The organism is Cupriavidus sp. GW821-FHT07C08, assembly GCF_059419025.1.
In genome coordinates, this window is the sequence record NZ_JBWKQZ010000024.1 from 20,797 (window position 1) to 45,696 (window position 24,900).

Below are 24,900 nucleotides of genomic sequence, written 5' to 3' on the forward strand. Positions count from 1 at the left end.
TGCAGAACGCCACAGTGTAGACCATCGGCGCCCTGCCCTTGCGTGGCACGCTAGGCGGCAAATGCGACCACGTCCTCGATCTCGACACGGATGCCGATGCGCTCGCCCACCGCATGGTTGTGGTGGGACGGCACCAGCGCCAGCACGCGGCCGCCGCTGGCCAGGCGCAGCGTGTACAGGATCTCGGCGCCGCGGAAGGCCTTGTGGACCACCTCGGCGCGCATCGGGCTGGCGTCGTCGTGGATGATGTCGTCGGGGCGCACCAGCACGTCGACGGCGGCGCCCGCGGGCAGCGCCAGCGGCGCCGCGGGGCGCAGCAGGCCCAGTTCCAGTTCAATCTCAGCAGTCCCGCGCAGCCGTCCCGCCATCAGCACGCCCTGCCCGATAAAGCCCGCGACAAAGCGCGATGTCGGCCGGTGGTACAGGTCGTGCGCGCTGCCCCACTGCTCGATCACCCCGTCGTGCATGACGCCGATCTCGTCGGCCATGGCAAAGGCCTCGTGCTGGTCGTGCGTGACCAGGATCGCGGTGGTGCCCTGCGCCTTCAGGATCGCGCGCACCTCCAGGCTCAGGCGTTCGCGCAGGTCGACGTCGAGGTTGGAGAACGGCTCGTCCAGCAGCAGCAGTTCCGGGCGCGGTGCCAGCGCGCGCGCCAGCGCCACGCGCTGCTGCTGGCCGCCGGACAGCTCATGCGGATACTTGCGGCCCGCGCCGGCCAGGCCGACCAGCTGCAGCACCTCGTCCACGCGCGCCGCGCGCCCGGCGCGGCTGGCCCGCACCAGGCCGAAACCCACGTTGGCCGCCACGTCCAGGTGCGGGAACAGCGCATAGTCCTGGAACACCATGCCGATGCGGCGCTGCTCCGGCGCCAGCATCGCCCCGGAAGACGACACGATCTGCCCGTCCAGCACGATGCGGCCGTCCTGCAGCGGCTCGAAACCGGCGATGGCGCGCAGCACCGTGGTCTTGCCGCAGCCGCTGGGCCCCAGCAGGCAGGCGATATTGCCGCGCGCCACCGAGAACGACAGTCCCTTGACTACCGCATGGCGGCCGAAGGCGTGGCGGATATGGTCCACCTCGATGACAGCCGCGCCGGCGCCAGTGACGTCAGCAACGCCTGCGCGGGTCGCCGGCCGGCTGCGGGCCTGGGCGCCGGGCAAGCGTGAATAGGAATCGGTTCGCATGTGCGCATTATAAAGACGCAGCCGGGGGCCGGGACCGCCTTTTGGGGCGAAAGCGTGCCCCCATTGCTAGAATGCGGCAGCCCGCACGCTGTGCGCGGCACTTCCGCCCACTTTCCGACGCATGCTCCTGTCCAGCCGCCGCCGCTTCCATCCCCTGACCCTGGCCACCCTGGTGATGGCGCTGCTGATCGCCGTGCCGGTGCTGGTGATCGCCTCGGCCGTGCTGCTGCCCGCCGGCGACACCTGGCGCCACCTGATCGACACTGTGCTGGCGGAATACGTGCTCAATACCGTCTGGCTGCTGTGCGGCGTCGCCGTGGGGGTATTGCTTCTGGGGGTGACCACCGCCTGGCTGGTATCGACCTACCGTTTCCCGGGCCACACCGTGATGGAATGGGCGCTGGTCTTGCCGATGGCGATGCCCGCCTACGTCATCGCCTATGCCTACACCGATGCGCTGCAGTTTGCCGGGCCGGTGCAGGGCTGGCTGCGCGAGCTGACCGGCTGGAAGGCGCGCGAGTACTGGTTCCCCGATATCCGCTCGCTGGGCGGCGCCATCGCGCTGTTCTCGCTGGTGCTGTACCCCTACGTCTACCTGACCGCGCGCGCCGCCTTCCTGCAGCAGACCCAGAACACGCTGGAGGCCGCGCGCCTGCTCGGCCACGGCACCTGGAGCCGGCTCTGGCGCGTGGTGCTGCCGCTGGCGCGCCCCGGCATCGTTGCCGGCACCGCGCTGGCGATGATGGAAACGCTGGCCGACTTCGGCACCGTCGCCTACTTTGCCATCCCGACTTTCTCCACCGGCATCTTCCGCGCCTGGTTTTCCCTTGGCGACAAGAACGCCGCGGCGCAGCTGTCGGCATGCATGCTGCTGTTCGTCGCCGCCATCCTGCTGATGGAGCGCGCCAGCCGCGGCCGCGCGCAGGTCTACGGCAACCAGCGCCGCGCCGTGGCCTGGACGCTGGACGGCGCGCGCGGCTGGCTGGCGCTGGCCGTATGCATGGTGCCGGTGCTGCTGGGCTTCCTGATTCCCGCGCTGATGTTGTGCCGCATGGCCTTCACCGACGGCGATGCGCAGTTCGGCCCGCGCTTTGTCGGGCTGGTGCGCAACAGCTTCCTGCTGGCCAGCGCCACCGCGCTGGCCGCGGTGGCGGTCGCGCTGGCGGTGGGCTATGCCGCGCGCGCGGTCAACGGCAAGCGCAGCTGGCTGATGCGCGGCCTGACGCGGCTGTGCGGCATGGGTTATGCGCTGCCGGGTTCGGTCATTGCCGTGGGCGTGCTGGTGCCGGTGGCGCGGCTCGACAACGCGCTGTCGGCCTGGCTGCAGCAGCAGTTCGGGCTCTCGGTGGGGCTGCTGCTGACCGGCGGCATCGCCGCGCTGGTCTATGCGTTGCTGGTGCGCTTCCTGGGCGTGGCGCTGCAGACCGTCAATGCCGGCCTGGGCAAGATCACGCCCAGCATGGACGCCGCCGCGCGCAGCCTGGGCCACGGCCCCGGCGCCACGCTGCGGCGTGTGCATTTCCCGATGCTGCGCGGCAGCCTGCTGACCGCGGCACTGATCGTCTTTGTCGACGTGATGAAGGAGTTGCCGGCCACCTTCGTGATGCGCCCGTTCAATTTCGACACGCTGGCCGTGCAGGCCTACAACCTCGCTGCCGATGAGCGCCTGGCCGAGGCCGCCACCGCCTCGCTGGTGATCGTGGCCGTGGGCCTGCTGCCGGTGATCGTGCTGTCGCGCACGATCCGGCGCGAAGCGCAGCACTGAACTTACGCCCCTTGCCGTTCCTGCGCTAAAGTCGCGCCGCCGCGCGCCGATAGCCATAAGAACCCGTTTCAGAATGAAAAAGGTCCCCTTTTTCATTCTGAAACGGGTTCTTATGGCCCGGCATTCGCCCGGGAGCGAACAGCGGCATGCCTGCCGCGCAAGAACCTATGCTGCGATATCACATCCTGCTGTTCAAGTTGAACCGGCTCAGCCGCAACAAGCTGAGCGGCGTGGAAGAAGTCTCGCTGGCCGGCCAGCTGGCGGAGATGGTCGATTCGGCCGACACGGCCGCGCGCGTGATCACTGACCTGTTCGATCACGCCAACCCGCAGGTGCGCCGCATCGCGCTCAACGCGATCCGCCGCGCGCGGCAGTTCTCGTCGCCCGAACTGCAGCCCGCGCTGGTGCGCCGCATGGCCGATGCCGAAGCGGTGCTGCGCCATGACGCCGTCTGGATCGTGCAGGAAACCCGGATGGATGGCGCCGAACTGCGCGCCGCGCTGCGCCGCCTTGCCGGCAAGGTGCAGCTGCCGTGGGATGCCGAGCGCGCCCGCGCCAATCCCGGCGACACCGCGCTGGCGGCGCAGGTGCGCGCACGCATGGCATTGGACAAGCTGCTGGAAAAGAGTGCGGCCGAACGCAACCAGGCACTGGCCGCGATGGCGCTGGGCGGGACCTCGGACCAGCCCTATGCCGAAGGCACGGTCGGCCACAAGGGCCTGCTGCACCGGGCACTGGTGCGGCGCCAGGCGGGGCGGCGGCTCAACAGCAGCGTGAAGCTGACGTTCCGCAAGCTGGAGCCGACGCAGGTGACGGGGAACAAGCGGTTCCTGCTGTAGCAGGAACCGCCCTGCTGCAAAGGCCGTGGCGGCTTACTTGAAGCCGGCGCGGTCCACCAGCTTCTGTGCCTGCGGCTGGTACTTGCCCAGTTCGGCCACGTTGATGGTGTCGGACTTGAACGTGCCCAGCGCTTCCAGCGCCGGGTTGCTGACCTTCACGCCCTGCACCACCGGCCATTCGTTATTGCCGTCGGCAAAGTAGCGCTGGGCCTCGTCGCTGGCCAGGTACTCCAGGAACTTGACCGCCGCTTCCTTGTTGGGCGCATGCTTGAGCATGCCGCCGCCCGAGACATTCATGTGCACGCCCTGGCTCGACTGGTTCGGCCACAGCACGCCCAGCTTGTCGGCCACGGCCTTGTCTTCCGGCTTGGTCGACCTCAGCAGGCGCGCGATGTAGTAGGTGTTGGCAATGGCCACGTCGCATTCGCCGGCGGCAACCGCCTTGAGCTGGTCGGTATCGCCGCCCTTGGGCACGCGCGCCAGGTTGGCGGCCACGCCGCGCGCCCATTGCTCGGTGCGTGCCTCGCCATCGTGGGCGATCAGGCTGGAAACCAGCGACAGGTTGTAGACATGGCCGCTGGAACGCGTGCAGACCTTGCCTTTCCACTTGGGATCGGCCAGGTCTTCATAGCTGGCGATATCGCCGGCCTTGACCGCGGTCTTGTTGTAGGCGATCACGCGGCCGCGCGCCGAGAAGCCGAACCATTCGCCATTGGCGTCCCGGTAGTTCGCCGGGATGCGCGATTCCAGCACCTTCGACTTTACCGGCGCAAACACGCCAGCCTGCTGGGCGCGCCACAGGCGGCCGATATCCACCGTGATGAACACGTCCGCCGGGCTGTTGGCGCCTTCATTGCGGATGCGCTCCAGCAGCGGGTCTTCCTGGCCTTCGATGCGGTTGATCTTGATGCCGGTCTGCTTGGTGAAGTTGGTGTACAGCGCTTCGTCCGTCTGGTAGTGCCGCGCGGTGTAGAGGTTGAGCACCTTTTCCTGCGCCGCCGCGGCGAGCGGCAGGGTCAGCATGGCCAGCGCCGCAGCGCGCGGCAGCAAGGTTCGGATAGTGGTCTTCACGCGGATGGCTCCCCAGCATGGTTTGGGCAGCCGCCGGGCACCCCGGGGCCGCCCGGTTATTGGATTCCGGTCAGCGGGAAACAATATTGATTCTTGTTCAGACCGTCAAATTACAATTCCGTCATGTTGGCGGCCGTTGACAGATCAGTGCCCGCAGGAAGCGCGCCCGGCCTCAGCCGCGGCGCACCCAGACTACCTTGCCGGTCTTGACGCCCAGGGTGCGGCGCTGCGGATTGTAGTCCATGGTGCCGGGGAACTGCTGGCCGTCGCGCTCGCCCAGGCGCCACGCGCAGCCCTGCAGCAGGCCGATGACCTCGGCCTCGGTCTTGCCGACCAGGGCATCGTCGGCCAGCTTGTCGGCGGCACAGCCCTCGGGCGTGCCGCGCGCGCCTTGCGGGCCGGTCGGCGCGGGCGCCGGCGGCTGCGCCGCGCAAGCTGCCAGCAGGGCCCCGCCCGCCACCAGCGTGGCGGCCTGGCGCGTCCAGCAGAGGATAGTTCGCATCGCAATCATGTCGTTCTCCTGATGGGTATGGCGAGTATGAGGATGCTGGGACATGCGGCACCCCGCGGCGTTCAGCTTCCTTGCACACCGATATGAAGCTGTTGCCGGCTTGCCATGTATTGTGCACATCTTCCGCGTGGCCTCGGCTTGATCTGGATAAACCGGGCTATAACCCATGCGTGCTATCAGTGAGTAAGCGGGCCGGCAACGTCCCGCACCACCCCACCCACCGCGCATCCCCTTGCGCCTTCCCTGGGAGCAACGCATGACCGCAATGATGAAAGCCGCCGTTTTTGTCGAGCCTGGCCGGATCGAACTGGCAGACAAGCCCATCCCGGATATCGGCCCCAACGATGCCCTGGTGCGTATCACCACCACCACCATCTGCGGCACCGACGTGCACATCCTCAAGGGTGAGTACCCGGTGGCAAAGGGCCTGACCGTGGGCCATGAACCCGTCGGCATCATCGAAAAGCTCGGCAGCGCGGTGACGGGATACCGCGAAGGCCAGCGCGTCATCGCCGGCGCAATCTGCCCCAACTTCAACTCCTACGCAGCGCAGGACGGCGTGGCCTCGCAGGATGGCAGCTACCTGATGGCCAGCGGGCAGTGCGGCTGCCACGGCTACAAGGCGACCGCCGGCTGGCGCTTCGGCAACATGATCGACGGTACCCAGGCGGAATACGTGCTGGTGCCCGACGCCCAGGCCAACCTGGCACCGATCCCCGATGGCCTCACCGACGAGCAGGTGCTGATGTGCCCTGACATCATGTCCACCGGCTTCAAGGGCGCTGAAAACGCCAATATCCGCATCGGCGACACCGTGGCCGTGTTCGCGCAGGGCCCGATCGGGCTATGCGCGACCGCCGGCGCGCGGCTGTGCGGCGCCACCACCATCATCGCCATCGACGGCAACGACCACCGGCTGGAGATCGCGCGCAAGATGGGCGCGGACGTGGTCCTGAACTTCCGCAACTGCGACGTGGTGGATGAGGTCATGAAGCTGACCGGCGGGCGCGGCGTGGATGCCTCGATCGAGGCGCTGGGCACGCAGGCAACCTTCGAGCAGTCGCTGCGCGTGCTCAAGCCCGGCGGCACGCTGTCCAGCCTGGGGGTCTATTCAAGCGACCTGACCATTCCGCTGTCGGCCTTCGCCGCGGGGCTGGGCGACCACAAGATCAATACCGCGCTGTGCCCCGGCGGCAAGGAACGCATGCGGCGGCTGATCAATGTGATCGAGTCGGGCCGCGTCGACCTGGGCGCGCTGGTGACGCACCAGTACAAGCTGGACGACATCGTCGCGGCCTACGACCTGTTCGCCAACCAGCGCGACGGCGTGCTGAAGATCGCCATCAAGCCGCACTGACGGCGGCGCCTCAGGTTCAGCCCTTGGCCCGGGCGGCCAGCGCCTGCATGGCGTCGGCCGGCAACGGGCCGTGGCAGGTACGCTCGCCGCCGGACTCGCTGACCACCAGCCATACCTCGCCGGGCTTGTCCTTCGGGTGCAACAGCCAGGCCGGGCCGCGCGCACTGCTGCTCGGCGGCAGGTCTTCCAGTACCCCGGTGCTGGCCGATTGCAGCATCACCGCGCAGTCGGTGGCAGGCACGCGCGTGGCCTTGAGGAAGGCCCCATTGCCCAGTACTTCGGGCAATGCCGAGTCCGATGCGCGCAGGAAGGAATCGACATCGAACTTGCTGGCGCCGCCGCCGCTGCTGGCGCATGCCGCCAACAGCAGCGCGCCGGCACTGGCCAGCAGCATGGCGCGCTGGCGGCGCCGGGAACGGATGGTGACTGCGGGACCTTCCTGCGGATCGTTCATGGCGGGCCTCACTGCTTCATCACATCGGCGCCCTTGGGCACCGTGAACCGGAATGCATCGGCCGCCAGCGGCGGGTTTTTCTGCATGCCCGTGAAGGTCAGCAGGGTGGTGTTGCCGAACGCGTCGCGCAGCTCCATGGCCTCAAGATTGCCGGCCTTGAAGCCGATGCCGATGCGCTCGAACTGCGTGTCCTTGGCCTTGGGCGTCAGCTCCAGCCACTCTACGCCATCGCGCGTCGGGCCGTTCTTGACCACGAAGTTCTTTTCCAGGTCATTGCTGCCGAACAGGATCGCCGCCGGGCTGGAGCCGAGCGCGCCGTCGAGCTTGCGCTCGGTGACCTGGTTCAGGTCCTTGTCGTAGATATACAGGGTCTGGCCGTCGGCCTGCAGCAGCTGGTCGTAAGGCTTGGTATAGCGCCAGGTGAACTTGCCCGGGCGCGAGAACACAAAGGTGCCGCTGGAGGTGCCGGTCACCTTGCCGTTGGCGCCCTGCCCCTTGACCTGGCGCTGCGTGAACTCGCCGCGCGCGCTCTTCACGCCGGTGACAAAACTCTGCAACTGGTCGGTGGCGGCGGCATGGGCCGGCGCCTGGAGGGCAAACATCGCCAGCGCGGCGCAAGCCGACACGAGGATGCGGTTTCGCATGGTTCGGGTCCTGGTTGTTATGAGGGAGCGTTGCCGCATGTGCTGCGCCCAACGCTGTAGGCCGCTGCACGGGCAACTTGTCTGTTTAGAGCAGGCGGCAGCCGGAGGATTCCACACGGCCCGCGCTCGCGGGTAACCGGATATTACGGCAGACACCGACGGAACCGCGCCTGTTCGGCGGCGAAAACCCTGAATTGGCGGAAAAGAGCAGCCTGTGGCGATATCTCGTATCCAGGCGAAACACTTCCTTACCCGCCGCGGGTCACAATGCAAGGCATGTACGTAGAGCAATCGCCACGTCGCCTCATGCATGCTGCTTCACTGCAAGGCGGCCATTCCGACCGGGCCTGCAATATGACAACGACCGCATCCAATGCCTCCGAGGACAAGCGTACCGATGGCCGCCTGCCGTTCCGGCACGGTTCCCGGCGCCTCGATCGCGACGAGATCGACAGGATCGCGGCGCGCAGGGTCAGGATCGAACTCGAAGCTCGACGGGGAAAGACTGCCGCTACCAAGCCTCTTAGCCCCGCCATGGTCGGCACAGGCATCCTGGCGGGCGTGGCCTTTGTCTTTTCCGTGATGACATGGCTGAATGAGACCACGCAAGACAAGGTCGACAAGGCCACCGCGCCGCTCGCCACCCGGATGACCGAGATGGACCGCCGCCTCACGGATCGCCTTGATGCGGTCGACGCGCGCATTGAGCGCCTGGAAGTGCGCGTCGACAAGCAATTTGAAACCGTCAACACGAAGCTCGACCTGCTGCTCAAGCGCCGCTAGCACACATCACAGGCCGGGCAATCCCAGGCCGGCTGGGATGAGTGCTGGCAGCGCTCAGTCCTCGTCACGCGCGGCCGCACCACCACCCTGCGCCAGAATGTCACGATTGCCGTTGCCCGACATCGCCGACACCAGCCCGGCCTTCTCCATATCCTCCAGCAGCCGCGCGGCACGGTTGTAGCCGATGCGCAGGTGGCGCTGCACCAGCGAAATCGACGCGCGCCGGTTCTTCAGCACCACCTCGACCGCCTGGTCGTAAAGCGGATCGGCCTCGCCGCCGCCACCGCCAATGCCGGCACCGCCGCCAAACCCGTCGCCGCCGCCGGCGTCATCGGTCAGGCCGCCTTCGAGGATGCCCTCGATGTAGTTGGCCTCGCCGGATTCCTTAAGCTTTTCCACCACGCGGTGGACTTCCTCGTCCGAGACAAAGGCGCCGTGCACGCGCACCGGCAGGCCGGTGCCCGGCGCCAGGTAGAGCATGTCGCCCATGCCCAGCAGCGCTTCGGCACCCTGCTGGTCGAGGATGGTGCGCGAGTCGATCTTGCTGCTGACCTGGAACGCGATCCGGGTCGGCACGTTGGCCTTGATCAGGCCCGTGATCACGTCCACCGACGGGCGCTGCGTGGCCAGCACCAGGTGCAGGCCGGCCGCGCGCGCCTTCTGCGCGATGCGGGCGATCAGCTCTTCCACCTTCTTGCCGACCACCATCATCAGGTCGGCCAGCTCGTCGATGACGATGACGATGGTGGGCAGCCGGTCCAGCGGCTCCGGGGCGTCCGGAGTCAGGCTGAACGGGTTGGGAATCTTCTCTTCGCGGGCCGCGGCCTCGTCGATCTTCTTGTTGTAGCCGGCCAGGTTGCGCACGCCCAGCTTGCTCATCAGCTTGTAGCGGCGCTCCATCTCGCCGACCGCCCAGTTCAGGGCATTGCCGGCCTGGCGCATGTCGGTCACCACCGGGCACAGCAGGTGCGGGATGCCCTCGTAGACGCTCATTTCGAGCATCTTCGGGTCGATCAGGATCAGGCGTACGCTTTCCGCCTTGGACTTGTACAGCAGCGACAGGATCATCGCGTTGATGCCGACCGACTTGCCCGAGCCGGTGGTGCCGGCCACCATGCAGTGCGGCATGCGGGCCAGGTCGGCCACCATCGGCTTGCCGGCGATGTCCTTGCCCAGCGCCATGGTCAGGCTGGACGAACTCTCGTTGTAGACCTGCGAGCCAAGGATTTCCGACAGGCGCACGGTCTGGCGCTTCGGGTTGGGCAGCTCCAGCCCCATGTAGTTCTTGCCCGGGATGGTCTCGACCACACGGATCGACACCAGCGACAGCGAGCGCGCCAGGTCGCGCGCCAGGTTCACCACCTGGCTGCCCTTGACGCCGGTGGCCGGCTCGATCTCATACCGCGTGATGACCGGGCCCGGATAAGCCGCCACCACCTTGACCTCGACGCCGAAGTCCTTGAGCTTCTTCTCGATCAGGCGCGAGGTGAATTCCAGGGTCTCGGCACTGACGGTTTCCTGGTGCGGCGGGATCGGGTCCAGCAGCGACAGCGGCGGCAGGTCCGAGTCCTGGATATCGGCAAACAGCGGCTGCTGCTTCTCGCGCTCGACGCGCTCGTGCTTGGGCACCGCCTGCGGGCGCACGATCTGCACCGGCGCCGCTTCTTCGATGCGCACGCGCTGCACCTCGACGGTTTCCTTGCGCTCGGTCTTGGCGGCCTCGCCGATGATGCGGTCCTGCTTGCTCTCGCGGCGGGCCTTGAAGCCCAGGAACAGGGTCTCGACAAAGCCGCCGACGTGCTCGGCCACGGTCAGCCAGGAGAAATGGAAGAACAGTGACAGCCCGATCGCCAGCAGCAGCAACAGCAGCAGGGTCGCGCCGGTGAAACCCAGCGCCACCTGCAGCCAGCCGCCCAGCAGGTCGCCCAGCACCCCGCCCGGCGCGCGCGGCAGCGCGGCGCGCAGCGGGTACATGCGGATCGCCTCCAGGCCCATGCTGGAGAACAGGGTCAGCCCGAAGCCGATCCAGCTGACGGTCACGCCCTGGCGGTGCAGGCTGTGGTCCGCGCGCTCGGGCAGCTCGGCGGTCAGCGTGCGCCAGCCGCGCCAGCAGCGGCGCACCAGCAGCACCGCCAGCCAGTAGGCGGAAAAGCCGAAGATAAAGAACAGCACGTCGGCCACCCAGGCGCCGACGCGGCCGCCCAGGTTGTGGATATCGGCAACCTGGTTGGCATGTGACCAGCCGGGATCGGTCTTGCTGTAGCTGGCCAGCACGCACAGGAAGCCCAGCGTGACGGCCAGCAGCAGGAACCAGCGGACCTCGCCCAGCAGTTTGCCGATGCGGGATGGCAAGGCTGAGGGATCGGTGCGGGTGGTCGTGGTAGCTCGGGCCATGCCTGGTTAAGACTCGCGTGTAAGGTGATTCCGGATGCGTTTCGGGCCGATGCCGACATCGGTCAGTGGTCACTCACCGGGTGACTGACGGTCATCGTGGCGGCCATTTTAACGTGGCCCGAGACTATCGCACTCATTGGAATTTGCAACAGTGAGCAAATGCGGCTCCTCTTATAATGTCGTTTTCGAGCAATGCCGGTGGGCAGCATGCCGCACCGGCCACAGGAACGCATCATGGCAAAACACGCAAAAGTGCTGATTCTCGGTTCTGGTCCCGCCGGCTATTCCGCCGCGGTCTACGCGGCCCGCGCCAACCTGGAACCGGTGCTGATCACCGGCCTGGCACAGGGCGGCCAGCTGATGACCACCACGGACGTCGAGAACTGGCCGGGCGATGCCAAGGGCGTCCAGGGTCCTGAATTGATGCAGCGCATGCTGGCGCACGCCGAGGAATTCAAGACCGAAATCATCTTCGATCACATCCACACCGCCAAGCTGGTGGACGACAACGGCCAGCCGGCCCGCCCCTTCCGCCTGATCGGCGACGCCGGTGAATATACGTGCGACGCGCTGATCATCGCCACCGGCGCCTCGGCGCAGTACCTGGGCCTGCCGTCCGAAGAGTCCTTCATGGGCCGCGGCGTGTCGGCCTGCGCCACCTGCGACGGCTTCTTCTACAAGAACCAGGAAGTGGCCGTGGTCGGCGGCGGCAACACCGCCGTGGAAGAGGCGCTGTACCTGTCGCATATCGCCAGCAAGGTCACCGTGATCCACCGCCGCGACAGCTTCCGCGCCGAGCCGATCCTGGTCGACCGCCTGCTGCAGCGTGAAAAAGAAGGCCGCGTGGTGATCCGCTACGACAGCGTGCTGGACGAGGTGCTGGGCGATGAATCCGGCGTGACCGGCATCCGCGTCCGCGGCACCAAGACCGGCCAGGCCGAGGACCTGAAGCTGGCCGGCGTGTTCATCGCCATCGGCCACAAGCCCAACACCGACCTGTTCGAAGGCCAGCTGGCCATGGAAAACGGCTACCTGGTGACCAAGTCGGGCCTGCAAGGCGATGCCACCGCCACCAGCGTGCCGGGCGTGTTTGCCGCCGGCGACGTGCAGGACCATGTCTACCGCCAGGCCATCACCAGCGCCGGCACGGGCTGCATGGCCGCGCTGGACGCCCAGCGCTTTGTCGAAGCCCTGAAGTAAGCACAGCTCCCTCCGCCGGCCGGGCCGCCACGGCCCGCCGGCGCGTCCCCCCGGCACCTCGTGCCGCCCTCCTGCCGCCCAGCCAGTCGATATAATCGGCGCCGAGCCCCCGGAGATTCTCGATGACGCACGGCGCCCGCAAACCCGACCGACCGCCCCAACGTTTCGGCCTGAACGACCTTGCCAGGCTGCGCGACACCCTCAAGGCCGATACCGAGCGCCGCGAAGCCGAGCGCGTGGCCGCCGAGCAGGCCGCCCAGCGCGCCCGCGAAGAGGCCGAAGTCTTCCGCACCAGCGTGGGCCAGGTCAGCCAGCTGCGCGACCGCAACCGCGCCCCCGTGCCCGCCAGCAAGCCCGCCCCGGTGCCGGTGCAGTCGCGCCGCAACGACGAAGCGGTGCTGGCGGCCTCGCTGTCCGATGATTTCGACGTGGAAAGCCTGCTGGAAACCGACGAGACCCTGTCGTTCCGCCGGCCCGGCATCGGCATGGACGTGATCCGCAAGCTGCGCCGCGGCGAATGGGTGCCGCAGGACAAGGTCGACCTGCACGGCCTGCGCAGCGACGAGGCGCGCGAGGCGCTGGCCGAGTTCCTGCGCCGCTCGGTGCGCAACGGCGTGCGCTGCGTGCGCGTGATCCACGGCAAGGGCCTGGGCTCGCCCTACAAGCAGCCGGTGCTCAAGGGCAAGGTGCGCAGCTGGCTGGTGCAGAAGGAAGAAGTGCTCGCCTTCGTGCAGGCGCGCGAGGCCGAAGGCGGCGCCGGCGCACTGATGGTGCTGCTGCGCCAGCCGCGCACCTGACGCCTCGCCACGGATGCACGTTCCGCTTGATTTGCTGATGGGGCGGCTGCCCCTGATCCTCCACATCATGGAGGTGATCGGCGTGCTCGCCTTCGCGGTTTCGGGCGTGGTCGATGCGCGCAAGCAGCGCCTGGACGTGGTCGGCACCTTCGTGGTGGCGTTTGCCACCGCCTTTGGCGGCGGCACCGTGCGCGACGTGCTGCTGGACCGGCGCCCGTTCTACTGGGTCGACCACGAAGGCTACGTGCTGCTGATCTTCGTGATGTCGTTCGGCGCCTCGTTCGTGCTGCGCGTGGTCAGCCGCGTGGCCTCGGACCGGGCCATGATCGTGGCCGACGCGATCGGGCTGGGGCTGTTCTCGGTGACCGGCGCCTCGCTGGCGCTGGTGGCGCAGATGACGCCCACCGTGGCGGTGATGATGGGCATCATCTCGGCCGTATTCGGCGGCGTGGTGCGCGACGTGCTGTGCAATGAGGTGCCGATGATCCTGCGCGACCGCTCGCCCTACGCCACCTGCTCCTTTATCGGCTGCTGGATCTATGTCGGCATGAGCTGGCTGGCGGTGCAGCAGGAAGCGGCGCTGCTGACCGGGGCAGTGGCGATCATCGCCATGCGGCTGGTGTCGGTGCGCTACGGGTGGAAGCTGCCCAGCTGAACGCCACCCCGCCAACAAAAACGCCGCCTTGCAAGGCGGCGTCTTTCTGTCCTGGCCCGTGGCTCAGACCGCGGCTTCGTCCTGCTCGCCGGTGCGGATGCGGATCACGCGCTCGATCTCGGTGACGAAGATCTTGCCGTCGCCGATCTTGCCGGTGTGGGCGGCCTTGACGATGGCGTCCAGCACGGTGTCCAGCTGGTTCTCGGCCACCACCACTTCGATCTTGATCTTGGGCAGGAAGTCGACCACGTACTCGGCGCCACGGTAGAGCTCGGTATGCCCTTTCTGGCGGCCAAATCCCTTCACTTCGGTCACCGTCAGCCCGGTCACGCCGACGTCGGCCAGGGCTTCACGCACCTCGTCGAGCTTGAACGGTTTGATGATGGCGGTAATCTGCTTCATGACTGGCCCCTGTTTATCGTTTGTTCACACGCCTGGCGGCGCATCGCCGCGGTCGCGGCGCTCTCCGGCTGGCATTTTACCAGTCATTGGCGCCACGTATTCCCCGCTATCCCTCGCCCGGCGCGGCCAGAACGTTCGCCAGCGCGCACCGCGTGGCGGCCCGCCGGCGCCCAAGGCTGTGGACAACCCTGTGGATACCAGACCGGAAAACCTGTGCAAAGCCTGTGCAAGCCCTGTGCACAGCACTTGCTCAGGCCTCGCCGCGAAAGCGGCGCCGGTAGTCCGACGGTGCCACCCCGACCCGGCGCAAAAAGGCGCGGCGCAGGTTGTTCGGATCGCTGAAGCCGGCCAGCGCCGCCACGCGCTTGAGCGGATGGCGCGAGCCCTCCAGCAGCCGACGCGCGGCATCGATGCGCGCGGCCTCGACAAAATCCGCCGGCGTCACCTTGCATTCCTGCTTGAAGATGCGGGCAAAATTGCGCGCGCTCATGCCGGCATGCGCTGCCAGCGCCTCCACCGACAGGTTGCCCGCCAGGTTCTCGACCACCCAGCCCTGCACCTCGCGGATCGCGTTGCGCTCGGCGGTCTGTGCCGCCAGGTGGGCACTGAACTGCGACTGCCCGCCCGGACGCTTGAGGAACATCACCAGCTCGCGCGCCACGCGCAGCGCCACGGCGCGGCCGAAATCCTCCTCGACCAGCGCCAGCGCCAGGTCCAGGCCCGCGGTCACGCCGGCCGAGGTGTACAGGTTGCCGTCCTTGACATAGATCCGATCCGGTTCGACCTGGACGCCCGGAAACAAGCGCGCCAGGCGGTCGGTGGTGTTCCAGTGCGTGGTGACGCTGCGCCCGTCAAGCAGGCCCGCATGCGCCAGCACCATCGCGCCGGAGCAGACCGACCCCATCCGCCGCACGGTCCGGGCCTGCCGTGCCAGCCAGGCGCTGACGGTCTCGTCCTGCTGCTGCCGCAACCCCGGGCCGCCTGCGACCAGCAGCGTGTCGATATCGTCACTGCAAGTATCGAGCGTCGCGTCCGGCTCGATGCGCATGCCGTTGGAGGCAGTCAGCAGGCCCGGGACCGGCGCGATGATCTCGAACTGGTAGGCGTCAGGCTGCCCGGCCTGGCGGGCACCTTCGTGGAACACGTCAATGGGGCCGGCGAGGTCCAGCATCTGGAAGCCGGGGAAGGCAACGACGGCAATCTTCATGGCAGCAAGGCAGGGGACCGGGGCGGTGGCTGGCGGTTGGCTGGCGCGTGGCTGATATTGGCAGTCTAGGCAGATTCCGCCAGCGCGGAGGGTCAGCGGTAACGCACGATGGTGATCTCGACGATGCGCTGCGACTCCGCCAGCGCGGTGTGACTGCCGGCACGCTGCAGCGCGACCACTCGGCTGCGCTGGTCGCCGAGCAGCGCAGCATCGCCGCCCGCTTCGCGCACGCGGCTGGCCACCCGCTTCAGCAGGAAGTGTTCGCCGATCCAGCCTTCCGGCGTTTCCACGCTGGTGTAGGCCAGCACCTCGTAGGGCCGCGGCGGTTCGCCGCGCATCCAGATATCGACCCCGTCGACATGCTCGCGTGCGCCGCCCTGCCCGTGCCGCAGCACGGGTTCGCCTTCGTGGCGCCGGATCGGCGCCTGGATGCAGGCCGCGAGGCCCAGGCAGCACGCCAGCAGCAATCCAGCCACGCTGGCTCTTTTCATGTTGCGTCTAGTCATTCCTGTCTTTCCTCTCACTCCGGATCAGAACCGGGGCGCAGTCTAGGCAGGAATTCCGGCGCTGCGCGGGCACTGGCAGACATCGCGATTGGTTTGGCTGGATTTGACGCGTCTAGCGCCTTTCGGCCAGCAAGAGCGGCAACCATAATTCCTTTCACCAGGCCCCGTCCGATCCAGGGCGCGGCCCCGGCAACCCACCCGCCAGGCACGCCAAGCCGGCGCCCCCACTAAAAAGCAGATCCACCCCTATGACTCTTGCAGCCCATCCCGCGGCCACCCTGCCGGCGCCGCGCAGCTCGGTGAAACACCTTCCGGTCAACCTGTTCGGCGCCGTCATGGGCCTGTCTGGCCTGTCCATGGCATGGCGCGGCGCCGGCTCCGCATTCGGCGTCAGCCCCGTCATTGGCAACGCGGTTGGCGTGGTCGCGGTGCTCGCCTTCCTGGCGCTGGCCGCCGGCTACCTGGCCAAGTGGCTGCGCTACCCGGACGCGGTCAGGGCCGAGTTCAGCCACCCCGTCGGCGGCAACTTCTTCGGCACCATCGCGATTGCGATCCTGCTGCTGTCGTCGGTGGTCGGCGCGCATCACGAGACTCTGGGCCAGACGATCTGGACGCTCGGCACCGTGATCACCGTGGGGCTGACTTTTGTCATCGCCGGGCGGCTGCTGCACGGCCGGACCGAGGCGGCGAACGTGGTGCCGGCGTGGCTGATCCCCGGCGTGGCCACGCTGGACATCGCCGTGGCCGGCGGCACCATGCCGATGGCCTGGGCGCATGAAGTCAACCTGCTCGCCGTCGGCGTCGGCACCGTGATCGCGCTGGTGTTCTTCACCATGATCATCTCGCGCCTGATCCACCACGATCCGCTACCGGCCGGCATGGTGCCGTCGCTGATCATCCTGATCGCGCCGTTCGAAGTGGGCTTCCTGGCTTACGTCAATATGACCGGCAGCGTCGACATGTTCGCCGGCATGCTGTTCTACTTCGGCCTGTTCCTGTTCCTGCTGTTGTCGTGGCGCGTGTTCCGCCGCCCGGCGCCGTTCGCGCCGTCGTGGTGGGCCATCAGCTTCCCGATGGCGGCGCTGTCGAACGCGGCGCTGAAGTACGCCGGGCACGAGCAGTCCGCCGTGCTGGCCTGGCTGGCGGGACTGATCCTGCTGGTGCTGACGGCCGCGATCGTGGTGCTGTTCGTGCGCACGCTGCACAGCCTGTTCACGCATCGCCTGCTGGCCGCCTGAGAGATGTCCTGGACCCTGTTGGCCGTTGCCGGCCTGCTTGAAATCGCCTTCGCCTTCGGCATGAAATGGTCGGCCGGCTTCAGCCGGTTCTGGCCCAGCGTCTATGCGGTCGCCACCGGGATGGCCAGCATCCTGCTTCTGACGATGTCGCTGCGCGTGCTGCCGGTGGGCACGGCCTATGCGGTGTGGACCGGTATCGGCGCGGCGGGCACCGCGATGCTCGGGATGCTTTGGCTGGGCGAGCCCGCATCGCTGGCGCGCATGGGCTGCATCGCGCTGATCCTGGGTGGCGTGGTGGGGCTGAAACTGGTCTCCGGCCCGGCGCCATGACAATCACGCAGTCAGAAAAATGGCCCGCACGATGCGGGCCATTTTTCTTATCGGCAAGAAACGGTCATCAATCCGGCACCTTCTCCAGGTCCGCCAGCCACACCACCGACTCTGAATCGCTCGGCGCACGCCAGTCACCGCGCGGCGACAGCGATCCGCCCGAGCCCACCTTGGGCGCGTTCGGGATGCATGAGCGCTTGAACTGGCTGGTGCGGAAGAAGCGGTCCAGGAAAATCGCCAGGTTGCGCTTGATCTCCGGCAGCCCGTACTGGTTGCGCACCACATGCGGGCCGTTGGGCCATACGCCGCGCTCGCGGTCGCCCCAGGCGTGCAGCGACAGGAAGGCAATCTTGGACGGCGTGAAGCCGAAGCGCAGCGTGTAGTAGAGGTTGAAGTCCTGCAGCTCATACGGGCCGATGGTGCTCTCGGTCTTCTGCTCGGGGCCGTGGTTGCTGTCGCCCGGAACCAGCTCGGGGCTGATGTCGGTGTCGAGCACGGCCAGCAGCACGTCGGAACCGCCCTCGCCCACCTGCCCGGTCTCGGCCACCCAGCGCACCAGGTGCGAGATCAGCGTCTTGGGCACGCTGGCGTTGACGTTGTAGTGCGACATATGGTCGCCCACGCCATAGGTGCACCAGCCCAGCGCCAGTTCGCTCAGGTCGCCGGTGCCGATCACGATGGCGTGGTGGAAGTTGGCCAGCCGGAACAGGTGGTTGGTGCGCTCGCCGGCCTGCACGTTCTCGAAGGTCACGTCATAGACCTTCTCGCCGGCGGCGTACGGGTGGCCCAGGTCCTTCAGCATGGCCAGGCACGACGGGCGGATATCGATCTCGGTCGCGGTGCAGCCCACCACCTGCATCAGCTGGCGCGCCTGCAGCAGCGTGCGGTCGCTGGTGGCAAAGCCCGGCATGGTGTAGGCCAGGATATTGGCGCGCGGCAGGCCCAGGCGGTCCATCGCCTTGGCGCAGACCAGCAGCGCGTGGGTGGAATCCAGCCCGCCCGACACGCCGATCACCACCTTGCTGATCTTGCTCGCCGACAGGCGCTGCACCAGCGCCTGCACCTGGATGTTGTAGACCTCCATGCAGCGTTCGTCGCGCTGGCGCGGATCGGCCGGCACGTACGGGAAGCGCGCCACGTTGCGCGCCAGCGGCAGCGACTTTTCCAGGGTCAGGTCGAGCGGGAAGCGCACCACGCGGAACTTGTCCACTTCTGCCTTGTGCCGCCGCACCGAGTGGCCGAAGGTCACCTGGTGCATGCGCTCGCGCGACAGCCGCTCGACGTCGATATCGGCGCAGAGCAGGTGCGAGGTATCGGCAAAGCGCTCGGATTCGGCCAGCAGCTCGCCGTTCTCGCAGATCAGCGCCTGGCCGTCCCAGGCCAGGTCGGTGGAGGACTCGCCCTTGCCGGCCGAGGTGTACAGGTAGGCCGCCAGGCATCGCGCCGACTGCTGCGAGACCAGCTGGTGCCGGTAGCCGGCCTTGCCGACCACGATATTGGAGGCCGACAGGTTGACCAGCACCGTGGCCCCGGCGAGCGCCGCGAACGACGACGGCGGGATCGGTACCCAGACGTCTTCGCAGATTTCCGCGTGGAAGCGGAAGTCGGGGATGTCCTCGACATCGAACAGCAGCCCGGCGCCGAACGGCACGTCCTGGCCCAGCAGCTGAATGGACTCGACCGCGGCGTTGTCGGCGGCGCTGAACTGGCGCGCCTCATAGAACTCCCAGTAGTTCGGCAGGTAGGACTTGGGCACCACGCCCTGGATACGCCCGCGCGCCACCACCACGGCGCAGTTGAACAACTGGTGCTCGACCCGCAGCGGCATGCCGACGATCAGCGCCGCCGGCAGCTTGCGCGAGGCCTCGACGATGGTGGCCAGCGCCGCCTCGCAGGCGTCCAGCAGCGCGCGCTGGTGGAACAGGTCGTCGCAGGTATAGGCGGAGATGCCCAGTTCCGGGAACGCCACCAGCACGGCGCCCTGCTGTGCCGCCTGCGCCGCCAGGGCAATGGTCTCGGCGGCGTTGAAGGCCGGGTCGGCCACCCGGCAGACGGGCACGCCCACCGCGACACGCGCAAAGCCGTGGGAATACAGGTTGAAAAACGGGTTCTTCATATCGGGCCTTGGTTATCGAACCATGCGGACCATGCCGCCGCCTGAAGCATCCCGGGATGCCTCGGCAAGCACTGGTGACGAGGATGCTCCATTTTACGACGGCCGCCCCGCGCCTGCCGCGCAGCGCAGCAACGGCGCATCGTTTCCGGTAGACTCGATCGATCCACAGACGGGAACTGGTGCAATGCAGTCTGAATCATGCGTGCCCGGCGAGGGCAAGGACCAGCGCCAGCCGGCACAGCACAAGCGCAAGGCGGCAGGCGACCCTGCGCAGGAATACCGTACCGAGATCATCTCCGACCTGGGCGAGATCGATGCCGCCGCCTGGGACGCCCTGGTGGCGCACCACGCCGATGCCACGCCGTTCCTGAAGCATGCGTTCCTGCACGCCCTGCACACCAGCGGCAGCGCCTGCGCCGAAACCGGGTGGAACCCGCGCTACCTGACGTTATGGGCGCCGGCCAAGGACGGCCACCCGGAACGGCTGGCCGCGGCCATGCCGCTCTACGCCAAGGCGCATTCCTATGGCGAGTATGTCTTCGACTGGGCCTGGGCCGACGCCTATGCCCGCAACGGGCTCGAGTACTACCCCAAATGGCTGGCGGCAATTCCCTTCACGCCGGTGCGCGGCGCGCGGCTGCTGGCCGAAGACGCCCATGCGCGCCGCCTGCTGCTGCAGATGGCGCTGGCGCTGGCCGCCGAAAGCCAGATGTCGTCGCTGCACATCCTGTTCCCCGACGAGGCCGAGGCCGCCCTGATGCAGCAGGCCGGCATGCTGATGCGGCATGGCGTGCAGTTCCACTGGACCAACGACGGCTACGGCAGCTTCGACGACTTCCTCGCCACGCTGTCGCAGAAAAAGCGCAAGAACATCCGCGCCGAGCGCCGCCAGGTGGCGCAGGCCGGCATCACTTTCCGGCGCCTGCGTGGCGCGCAGATCGACGACGACGCGTGGAAGTTCTTCAACCGGTGCTATCGCCAGACCTACCGCGAGCATCATTCCACGCCCTACCTGAACCTGGATTTCTTCCGGCGCATCGGCGCCACCATGCCGCAGCACCTGCTGCTGGTGATCGCCGAGCGCGAGGGCCAGCCCATCGCCAGCTCGCTGCTGGTTTATGACGATACGCCTGAAGTCAGCACGCTCTACGGGCGCTACTGGGGCGCGCTGGAGTACCACGCCTGCCTGCACTTCGAAACCGCGTACTACCAGCCGCTGGAATTCTGCATCGAGCAAGGCATACGCACCTTCGAAGGCGGCGCCCAGGGCGAGCACAAGATGGCGCGCGGCTTCCTGCCGGTGGCCACGCGCTCGGCCCACTGGCTGGCGCATCCCGCCTTTGCCGATGCCGTCGAGCGCTTCCTGGAGCGCGAGCGCCAGGGCATCGACGCCTACCTGGACGAGCTGGGCGAACGCAACCCGTTCGCCCGCACCTGAACACGCAAGCCGGCGCTCAGCGCCACATCCGCCGCAGCGTGTTGTCGCCCAGCATGTAGTGGTGGAACAGTGACGCCATCGCATGCAGCCCGATCACCAGGTAGAAGGCGGTGCCCAGGGTCTCATGGACCTCCTTGACGGTGTCCTTCAGTGCCGGGTCGGCTGCCACCAGCGCTGGCACTTCTATCCCGAGTGAAGGCAACGCCAGCAGGTGGCCGCCGGCGTTCATCGCCAGCAGCCCCAGCAGCGGCTGGGCCAGGATATACAGGTAAAACACCCAGTGCATGGCCTCGCCGGCCCGCTGCATCCAGCGCGCGCCCGGCTCCGGCGCGGGCGCACCGCGCACCAGGCGCCACAGCAGGCGCGGCACCGCCAGCACCAGCACCAGAGCGCCCGCCCATTCATGGACCGTCATCGCCAGTGCGCGTGGCGGCGTGCCCTTGGCAAAACTGCCCTTCAGTTCGATCGCGGCATAGGCCAGCGCCACCAGCAGGAACACCGCCCAGTGGAAGCACACCGCCAGCCGGTCATAGCGGCGCGACGGCGACAAGGCCCGCGGCGATGCGTGGATTTCGGTGATGGGATGCATGGGGACTCCTCTTGTCAGCACCCGCACAGCGTAGCGCAAGGCACTTGTGCGGGTACTGCCGTGCGTCAAGCGCGCGGCAACAAAAAACCCCGCCGGAGCGGGGCTTCTTCAGCGGCGGTTCAGCTTACTTCTTGTAGTTGGCCACGCCGTCGGTGATTTCCTTGTGGGCTTCCTCGATGCCGGCCCAGCCTTCGACCTTGACCCACTTGCCGGCTTCCAGTGCCTTGTAGTGCTCAAAGAAGTGCTTGATCTGGTCCAGCTGGTTCTGCGGCACGTCCGACAGGCCCTTCATGTAGGCAGTGGCCGGCGACAGCTTGTCCAGCGGCACGGCGACCAGCTTGGCGTCCACGCCCGACTCGTCGGTCATCTTCAGCATGCCGAGTGCACGGCAGCGCACCACGGCGCCCGCCAGGATCGGGAACGGCGACAGCACCAGCACGTCCACCGGGTCGCCGTCGCCCGACAGCGTCTGCGGGATATAGCCGTAGTTGGCCGGATAGCGCATGCCTGTGCCGATAAAGCGGTCGACGAACAGCAGGCCGGTTTCCTTGTCGGCCTCGTACTTCACCGGATCGCTCTGGGCCGAGATCTCGATGATGACGTTGAAATCGTTGGGGATGTCCTTGCCCGGGGTTACGAGGTTGAAGCTCATGCGGTTCTCCAGATGCCTGCGCGGTGTTGTTGGATGGCGGGCATTATAGCGGCTCATGCCTGACCGCAGGCTGACAGCTGGGCCAGGCACGGCGCATTGCACGCTGGCCAGTGTCGGCGATAATGGCGCATTCTTCAGCCGTCACTGAAAAGCGCAGCCGCCACGCTGCCTCCCTGTTGCACCCGCTGCCCCGGAGCCACCCATGCACGCCCAGCACTTCGTCGCCAACCGCCTGATCGCGCCCGACAACGGCCTGCGCATCAAGGTCTTCGATCCGTCCAACGGCGAGCCGTTCGCCGAGATCGCACGCGGCAACGCCACCGATATCAACGTCGCCGTCCATGCGGCCCGCCAGGCCGCCGAAGGCGTCTGGGGCCAGATGGCGCCAGCCGAGCGGGTGCGCCTGCTCAACCGTGTCGCCGTGGCGCTGATCGCCCACGAGGACGAACTGGCCGCGCTCGAAGCCCGCGACACCGGCAAGCCGCTGCGCCAGGCGCGCGCGGATGCCCGCGCCGTGGCCCGCTATTTCGAGTTCTACGCCGGCGCGGTCGACAAGCTGCACGGCCAGACCATCCCCTACAACCCCGGCTACACCGTCCTGACCGTGCGCGAGCCGCACGGCGTGACCGGCCACATCATCCCGTGGAACTACCCGCTGCAGATCTTCGGGCGCAGCGTGGGCGCAGCGCTGGCCACGGGCAACGCCTGCGTGGTCAAGCCGGCCGAGGACGCCTGCCTGTCGCTGCTGCGCGTGGCCGAGATCGCCGCCGAGGCCGGCCTGCCCGAAGGCGCGCTCAATATCATCACCGGCTACGGCCATGAAGCCGGCGCCGCGCTGGCGCGCCACCCGGGCATCAACCATATCTCGTTCACCGGCTCGCCCCAGACCGGCAAGCAGGTGGCCCAGCTCGCCGCCGAGAACCACGTGCCGGTCACGCTGGAGCTGGGCGGCAAGTCGCCGCAGATCGTCTTTGCCGATGCCGACCTGGATACGCTGGTGCCGGTGGTGGTCAACGGCATCGTGCAGAATGCCGGCCAGACCTGCTCGGCCGGCAGCCGCCTGCTGGTGGAGCGCCCGGTCTACGACGCGCTGCTCGACCGGCTGGCGTCGGTGTTCGAGTCGCTGCGCGTGGGCCCCTCGGAGCTGGACCTGGAATGCGGCCCGCTGATCAGCCGCAAGCAGCAGCAGCGCGTGTGGGATTTCGTTTCCGATGCGCAGCACGCCGGCGTGTCGGTGATGGCGCAGGGCCAGATCGTGGCCGAGGCGCCGGAGGCCGGCTACTACCAGGTGCCGATGCTGTTCCGCGACGTGCCACCCGCGCACCGGCTGGCGCAGGAAGAAGTTTTCGGCCCGCTGCTGGCTGCCATGCCCTTCGACACCGAGGCCGAAGCCATCGCACTGGCCAACGGCACGCCCTACGGGCTGGTTGCCGGGGTCTGGACGCGCGACGGCGGGCGCCAGCTGCGCCTGGCGCACAAGCTGCGCGCGGGCCAGGTCTTTATCAACAACTACGGTGCCGGCGGCGGCGTGGAGCTGCCCTTCGGCGGCACCGGCCAGTCCGGCTACGGCCGCGAGAAGGGCTTCGAGGCCCTGTACGGATTCACCACCCTGAAAACCATCGCCATCCAACATGGGTAACATCAATTTCCTGTCCGTCGCCTTTGCCATCTTCTTTTTCTGGATGGCGTGGCATGTGCGGAACAAGCGCGCCACCAATCCTTCCGGCATGCCGCGGCTGCAGGTCTTCAAGCGCAAGTGGGGCGACGTCGTCGGCGACCGCGTGCACTGGTGCCTGTATGTGGCACTGCCCTTCCTGCTGGCACTGATGATGGTTGCCAATGCACTGCGCGGCCAGGGGCCGTTCTCGCATTAGACATTGAGCACCCTCGCAGCACGGATCACCAGAACATAAGCACAACTCCAGGAGACAAGCCATGAGACTGGCCAACAAGGTAGCGATCGTCACCGGCGGCGGTTCCGGGTTCGGCGAAGGCATTGCCCACACCTTTGCGCGCGAAGGCGCCAACGTGGTGGTGGCCGACCTGCGCGAAGAAGCCGCCGAACGCGTCGCCGCCGCGATCCGCGACGCCGGCGGCCGGGCCCGCGCGGTGCGCGCCGACGTCTCGCGCGAAGCCGACACCGAGGCCATGCGCGAAGCCGCGCTGGCCACCTTCGGCGACGTGCATATCGTGGTCAACAACGCCGGCACGACCCATCGCAACAAGCCCATCCTCGAAGTCACCGAGGAAGAGTTCGACCGTGTCTACGCCGTCAACCTCAAGAGCATCTACTGGTCGGCGCGCGCGTTTATCCCGCACTTCCGCCAGCGCGGCGGCGGCGTGTTCGTCAATATCGCCTCCACCGCCGGCATCCGGCCGCGCCCGGGCCTGGTCTGGTACAACGGCAGCAAGGGCGCGGTGATCACCGCCAGCAAGGCCATGGCCGCGGAACTCGGCAAGGACAATATCCGCGTCAACTGCGTCAACCCGGTGATCGGCGCCACCGCACTGCTCGAAGAATTCATGGGCATGCCCGATACGCCCGAGAACCGCGCCAGGTTCCTTGCCACCATCCCGATGGGCCGCATGTCGACCCCGCAGGACGTGGCCAACGCCTGCCTGTACCTGGCCTCGGACGAAGCGGCCTTCATCACCGGTACCTGCATCGAAGTGGACGGCGGCCGCTGCGTCTGAGCCGGTGCCGGCCTTCCCCCTTAGTCGTACCGTAGCTGTAAAACGCGTCACACAGAAGCGCCATATCCTCAGGA

General features: G+C 67.6%; 25 protein-coding genes. 13 read left to right on the forward strand and 12 right to left on the reverse strand.

Annotation, left to right across the window (positions count from 1 at the left end; translation table 11 throughout):
- Window positions 1-50 precede the first annotated feature (50 nt).
- Window positions 51-1,184, reverse strand: coding sequence for an ABC transporter ATP-binding protein (locus AC07UK_RS26080; RefSeq protein WP_436221017.1), 1,134 nt, complete (start codon window positions 1,182-1,184; stop codon window positions 51-53).
- 121 nt (window positions 1,185-1,305) lie between these two features.
- Between AC07UK_RS26080 and AC07UK_RS26085 the strand changes: the two genes are divergently transcribed.
- Window positions 1,306-2,949: an ABC transporter permease gene (locus AC07UK_RS26085; RefSeq protein ID WP_494686787.1), complete on the forward strand. Its 1,644-nt coding sequence runs from the start codon at window positions 1,306-1,308 to the stop codon at window positions 2,947-2,949.
- A 167-nt stretch (window positions 2,950-3,116) separates the two neighbouring features.
- On the forward strand, window positions 3,117-3,788 hold the full coding sequence (locus AC07UK_RS26090; protein ID WP_494686788.1) for a hypothetical protein: 672 nt from the start codon (window positions 3,117-3,119) through the stop codon (window positions 3,786-3,788).
- A gap of 33 nt (window positions 3,789-3,821) precedes the next feature.
- On the opposite strand, the gene AC07UK_RS26095 is transcribed toward AC07UK_RS26090, so the two are convergent.
- Together AC07UK_RS26095 and AC07UK_RS26100 are read right to left on the reverse strand one after the other, a co-directional pair.
- A complete protein-coding gene (locus AC07UK_RS26095; RefSeq protein WP_436221015.1) occupies window positions 3,822-4,859 on the reverse strand; it encodes a Fe(3+) ABC transporter substrate-binding protein in 1,038 nt (345 codons plus the stop codon).
- Window positions 4,860-5,031: 172 nt separating this feature from the next.
- On the reverse strand, window positions 5,032-5,370 hold the full coding sequence (locus tag AC07UK_RS26100) for a hypothetical protein (protein WP_436221014.1): 339 nt from the start codon (window positions 5,368-5,370) through the stop codon (window positions 5,032-5,034).
- 256 nt (window positions 5,371-5,626) lie between these two features.
- Here AC07UK_RS26100 and AC07UK_RS26105 point away from each other — a divergent pair, with 256 nt between their 5' ends.
- A complete protein-coding gene (locus AC07UK_RS26105) occupies window positions 5,627-6,727 on the forward strand; it encodes an NAD(P)-dependent alcohol dehydrogenase (RefSeq protein ID WP_211980811.1) in 1,101 nt (366 codons plus the stop codon).
- Window positions 6,728-6,743: 16 nt separating this feature from the next.
- On the opposite strand, the gene AC07UK_RS26110 is transcribed toward AC07UK_RS26105, so the two are convergent.
- Window positions 6,744-7,181: a hypothetical protein gene (locus tag AC07UK_RS26110; protein ID WP_436221012.1), complete on the reverse strand. Its 438-nt coding sequence runs from the start codon at window positions 7,179-7,181 to the stop codon at window positions 6,744-6,746.
- Between the two features lie 8 nt (window positions 7,182-7,189).
- On the reverse strand, window positions 7,190-7,825 hold the full coding sequence (gene lolA / locus AC07UK_RS26115) for an outer membrane lipoprotein chaperone LolA (protein WP_013955810.1): 636 nt from the start codon (window positions 7,823-7,825) through the stop codon (window positions 7,190-7,192).
- Window positions 7,826-8,092: 267 nt separating this feature from the next.
- Here lolA and AC07UK_RS26120 point away from each other — a divergent pair, with 267 nt between their 5' ends.
- Window positions 8,093-8,608 (forward strand): hypothetical protein, encoded by a 516-nt coding sequence (locus AC07UK_RS26120; protein ID WP_494686789.1) that lies wholly within the window; start codon window positions 8,093-8,095, stop codon window positions 8,606-8,608.
- 54 nt (window positions 8,609-8,662) lie between these two features.
- On the opposite strand, the gene AC07UK_RS26125 is transcribed toward AC07UK_RS26120, so the two are convergent.
- Entirely contained in the window at window positions 8,663-11,002 is a 2,340-nt protein-coding gene (locus tag AC07UK_RS26125; RefSeq protein WP_436221009.1) for a DNA translocase FtsK, read from the reverse strand.
- Between the two features lie 234 nt (window positions 11,003-11,236).
- On the opposite strand from AC07UK_RS26125, the gene trxB reads away from it, so the two are divergent.
- The 3 genes from trxB to AC07UK_RS26140 all read left to right on the forward strand — a co-directional run bounded on the left by trxB (window position 11,237) and on the right by AC07UK_RS26140 (window position 13,654).
- Complete coding sequence (gene trxB, locus AC07UK_RS26130) at window positions 11,237-12,202, forward strand: thioredoxin-disulfide reductase (RefSeq protein WP_436221008.1); 966 nt, start codon at window positions 11,237-11,239, stop codon at window positions 12,200-12,202.
- Window positions 12,203-12,324: 122 nt separating this feature from the next.
- Window positions 12,325-12,999: a Smr/MutS family protein gene (locus AC07UK_RS26135; protein ID WP_436221007.1), complete on the forward strand. Its 675-nt coding sequence runs from the start codon at window positions 12,325-12,327 to the stop codon at window positions 12,997-12,999.
- Between the two features lie 13 nt (window positions 13,000-13,012).
- On the forward strand, window positions 13,013-13,654 hold the full coding sequence (locus tag AC07UK_RS26140; protein WP_013955807.1) for a trimeric intracellular cation channel family protein: 642 nt from the start codon (window positions 13,013-13,015) through the stop codon (window positions 13,652-13,654).
- 63 nt (window positions 13,655-13,717) lie between these two features.
- On the opposite strand, the gene glnK is transcribed toward AC07UK_RS26140, so the two are convergent.
- The 3 genes from glnK to AC07UK_RS26155 form a co-directional block, all read right to left on the reverse strand.
- A complete protein-coding gene (glnK, locus tag AC07UK_RS26145; protein ID WP_006162803.1) occupies window positions 13,718-14,056 on the reverse strand; it encodes a P-II family nitrogen regulator in 339 nt (112 codons plus the stop codon).
- 250 nt (window positions 14,057-14,306) lie between these two features.
- The gene (locus AC07UK_RS26150) at window positions 14,307-15,263 is read right to left on the reverse strand and encodes a GlxA family transcriptional regulator (RefSeq protein WP_494686790.1); all 957 of its coding nucleotides are present in this window, start codon (window positions 15,261-15,263) and stop codon (window positions 14,307-14,309) included.
- 92 nt (window positions 15,264-15,355) lie between these two features.
- Entirely contained in the window at window positions 15,356-15,769 is a 414-nt protein-coding gene (locus AC07UK_RS26155; RefSeq protein ID WP_436221005.1) for a hypothetical protein, read from the reverse strand.
- 248 nt (window positions 15,770-16,017) lie between these two features.
- Between AC07UK_RS26155 and AC07UK_RS26160 the strand changes: the two genes are divergently transcribed.
- Both AC07UK_RS26160 and AC07UK_RS26165 read left to right on the forward strand, forming a co-directional pair.
- Window positions 16,018-17,007: an SLAC1 anion channel family protein gene (locus AC07UK_RS26160; protein WP_436221004.1), complete on the forward strand. Its 990-nt coding sequence runs from the start codon at window positions 16,018-16,020 to the stop codon at window positions 17,005-17,007.
- Window positions 17,008-17,010: 3 nt separating this feature from the next.
- Window positions 17,011-17,337, forward strand: coding sequence for a DMT family transporter (locus AC07UK_RS26165; protein WP_436221003.1), 327 nt, complete (start codon window positions 17,011-17,013; stop codon window positions 17,335-17,337).
- A gap of 67 nt (window positions 17,338-17,404) precedes the next feature.
- On the opposite strand, the gene AC07UK_RS26170 is transcribed toward AC07UK_RS26165, so the two are convergent.
- A complete protein-coding gene (locus tag AC07UK_RS26170; RefSeq protein WP_436221002.1) occupies window positions 17,405-19,453 on the reverse strand; it encodes an NAD(+) synthase in 2,049 nt (682 codons plus the stop codon).
- A 184-nt stretch (window positions 19,454-19,637) separates the two neighbouring features.
- Here AC07UK_RS26170 and AC07UK_RS26175 point away from each other — a divergent pair, with 184 nt between their 5' ends.
- The gene (locus AC07UK_RS26175; RefSeq protein WP_436221001.1) at window positions 19,638-20,891 is read left to right on the forward strand and encodes a GNAT family N-acetyltransferase; all 1,254 of its coding nucleotides are present in this window, start codon (window positions 19,638-19,640) and stop codon (window positions 20,889-20,891) included.
- A 16-nt stretch (window positions 20,892-20,907) separates the two neighbouring features.
- On the opposite strand, the gene AC07UK_RS26180 is transcribed toward AC07UK_RS26175, so the two are convergent.
- Window positions 20,908-21,480 (reverse strand): cytochrome b, encoded by a 573-nt coding sequence (locus tag AC07UK_RS26180; protein ID WP_494686791.1) that lies wholly within the window; start codon window positions 21,478-21,480, stop codon window positions 20,908-20,910.
- Window positions 21,481-21,604: 124 nt separating this feature from the next.
- Window positions 21,605-22,132, reverse strand: a complete 528-nt coding sequence (gene ppa / locus AC07UK_RS26185; RefSeq protein WP_010813006.1) for an inorganic diphosphatase — start codon at window positions 22,130-22,132, stop codon at window positions 21,605-21,607.
- Window positions 22,133-22,334: 202 nt separating this feature from the next.
- Between ppa and AC07UK_RS26190 the strand changes: the two genes are divergently transcribed.
- The 3 genes from AC07UK_RS26190 (at window position 22,335) to AC07UK_RS26200 (ending at window position 24,826) form a co-directional block, all read left to right on the forward strand.
- Window positions 22,335-23,771, forward strand: a complete 1,437-nt coding sequence (locus AC07UK_RS26190; RefSeq protein WP_494686792.1) for an aldehyde dehydrogenase family protein — start codon at window positions 22,335-22,337, stop codon at window positions 23,769-23,771.
- Window positions 23,764-24,006, forward strand: coding sequence for a hypothetical protein (locus AC07UK_RS26195; protein ID WP_013955797.1), 243 nt, complete (start codon window positions 23,764-23,766; stop codon window positions 24,004-24,006). Before AC07UK_RS26190 ends, AC07UK_RS26195 begins: the two co-directional genes overlap by 8 nt.
- A 61-nt stretch (window positions 24,007-24,067) precedes the next feature.
- Window positions 24,068-24,826: an SDR family oxidoreductase gene (locus AC07UK_RS26200; protein ID WP_153954861.1), complete on the forward strand. Its 759-nt coding sequence runs from the start codon at window positions 24,068-24,070 to the stop codon at window positions 24,824-24,826.
- The last annotated feature ends 74 nt before the right edge of the window (window positions 24,827-24,900 follow it).

Excerpts from the sequence above, each read along its gene's own strand:
- AC07UK_RS26160 (WP_436221004.1), top strand. The coding sequence starts at position 16,018 with ATGACTCTTGCAGCCCATCCCGCGGCCACCCTGCCGGCGCCGCGCAGC.
- AC07UK_RS26170 (WP_436221002.1), bottom strand. The coding sequence starts at position 19,453 with ATGAAGAACCCGTTTTTCAACCTGTATTCCCACGGCTTTGCGCGTGTC.
- glnK (WP_006162803.1), bottom strand. The coding sequence starts at position 14,056 with ATGAAGCAGATTACCGCCATCATCAAACCGTTCAAGCTCGACGAGGTG.
- lolA (WP_013955810.1), bottom strand. The coding sequence starts at position 7,825 with ATGCGAAACCGCATCCTCGTGTCGGCTTGCGCCGCGCTGGCGATGTTT.
- trxB (WP_436221008.1), top strand. The coding sequence starts at position 11,237 with ATGGCAAAACACGCAAAAGTGCTGATTCTCGGTTCTGGTCCCGCCGGC.
- AC07UK_RS26120 (WP_494686789.1), top strand. The coding sequence starts at position 8,093 with ATGCAAGGCATGTACGTAGAGCAATCGCCACGTCGCCTCATGCATGCT.
- ppa (WP_010813006.1), bottom strand. The coding sequence starts at position 22,132 with ATGAGCTTCAACCTCGTAACCCCGGGCAAGGACATCCCCAACGATTTC.
- AC07UK_RS26195 (WP_013955797.1), top strand. The coding sequence starts at position 23,764 with ATGGGTAACATCAATTTCCTGTCCGTCGCCTTTGCCATCTTCTTTTTC.
- AC07UK_RS26080 (WP_436221017.1), bottom strand. The coding sequence starts at position 1,184 with ATGCGAACCGATTCCTATTCACGCTTGCCCGGCGCCCAGGCCCGCAGC.
- AC07UK_RS26175 (WP_436221001.1), top strand. The coding sequence starts at position 19,638 with ATGCAGTCTGAATCATGCGTGCCCGGCGAGGGCAAGGACCAGCGCCAG.
- AC07UK_RS26135 (WP_436221007.1), top strand. The coding sequence starts at position 12,325 with ATGACGCACGGCGCCCGCAAACCCGACCGACCGCCCCAACGTTTCGGC.
- AC07UK_RS26140 (WP_013955807.1), top strand. The coding sequence starts at position 13,013 with ATGCACGTTCCGCTTGATTTGCTGATGGGGCGGCTGCCCCTGATCCTC.
- AC07UK_RS26150 (WP_494686790.1), bottom strand. The coding sequence starts at position 15,263 with ATGAAGATTGCCGTCGTTGCCTTCCCCGGCTTCCAGATGCTGGACCTC.
- AC07UK_RS26190 (WP_494686792.1), top strand. The coding sequence starts at position 22,335 with ATGCACGCCCAGCACTTCGTCGCCAACCGCCTGATCGCGCCCGACAAC.
- AC07UK_RS26155 (WP_436221005.1), bottom strand. The coding sequence starts at position 15,769 with ATGACTAGACGCAACATGAAAAGAGCCAGCGTGGCTGGATTGCTGCTG.
- AC07UK_RS26085 (WP_494686787.1), top strand. The coding sequence starts at position 1,306 with ATGCTCCTGTCCAGCCGCCGCCGCTTCCATCCCCTGACCCTGGCCACC.
- AC07UK_RS26200 (WP_153954861.1), top strand. The coding sequence starts at position 24,068 with ATGAGACTGGCCAACAAGGTAGCGATCGTCACCGGCGGCGGTTCCGGG.
- AC07UK_RS26165 (WP_436221003.1), top strand. The coding sequence starts at position 17,011 with ATGTCCTGGACCCTGTTGGCCGTTGCCGGCCTGCTTGAAATCGCCTTC.
- AC07UK_RS26105 (WP_211980811.1), top strand. The coding sequence starts at position 5,627 with ATGACCGCAATGATGAAAGCCGCCGTTTTTGTCGAGCCTGGCCGGATC.
- AC07UK_RS26100 (WP_436221014.1), bottom strand. The coding sequence starts at position 5,370 with ATGATTGCGATGCGAACTATCCTCTGCTGGACGCGCCAGGCCGCCACG.
- AC07UK_RS26110 (WP_436221012.1), bottom strand. The coding sequence starts at position 7,181 with ATGAACGATCCGCAGGAAGGTCCCGCAGTCACCATCCGTTCCCGGCGC.
- AC07UK_RS26180 (WP_494686791.1), bottom strand. The coding sequence starts at position 21,480 with ATGCATCCCATCACCGAAATCCACGCATCGCCGCGGGCCTTGTCGCCG.
- AC07UK_RS26125 (WP_436221009.1), bottom strand. The coding sequence starts at position 11,002 with ATGGCCCGAGCTACCACGACCACCCGCACCGATCCCTCAGCCTTGCCA.
- AC07UK_RS26090 (WP_494686788.1), top strand. The coding sequence starts at position 3,117 with ATGCTGCGATATCACATCCTGCTGTTCAAGTTGAACCGGCTCAGCCGC.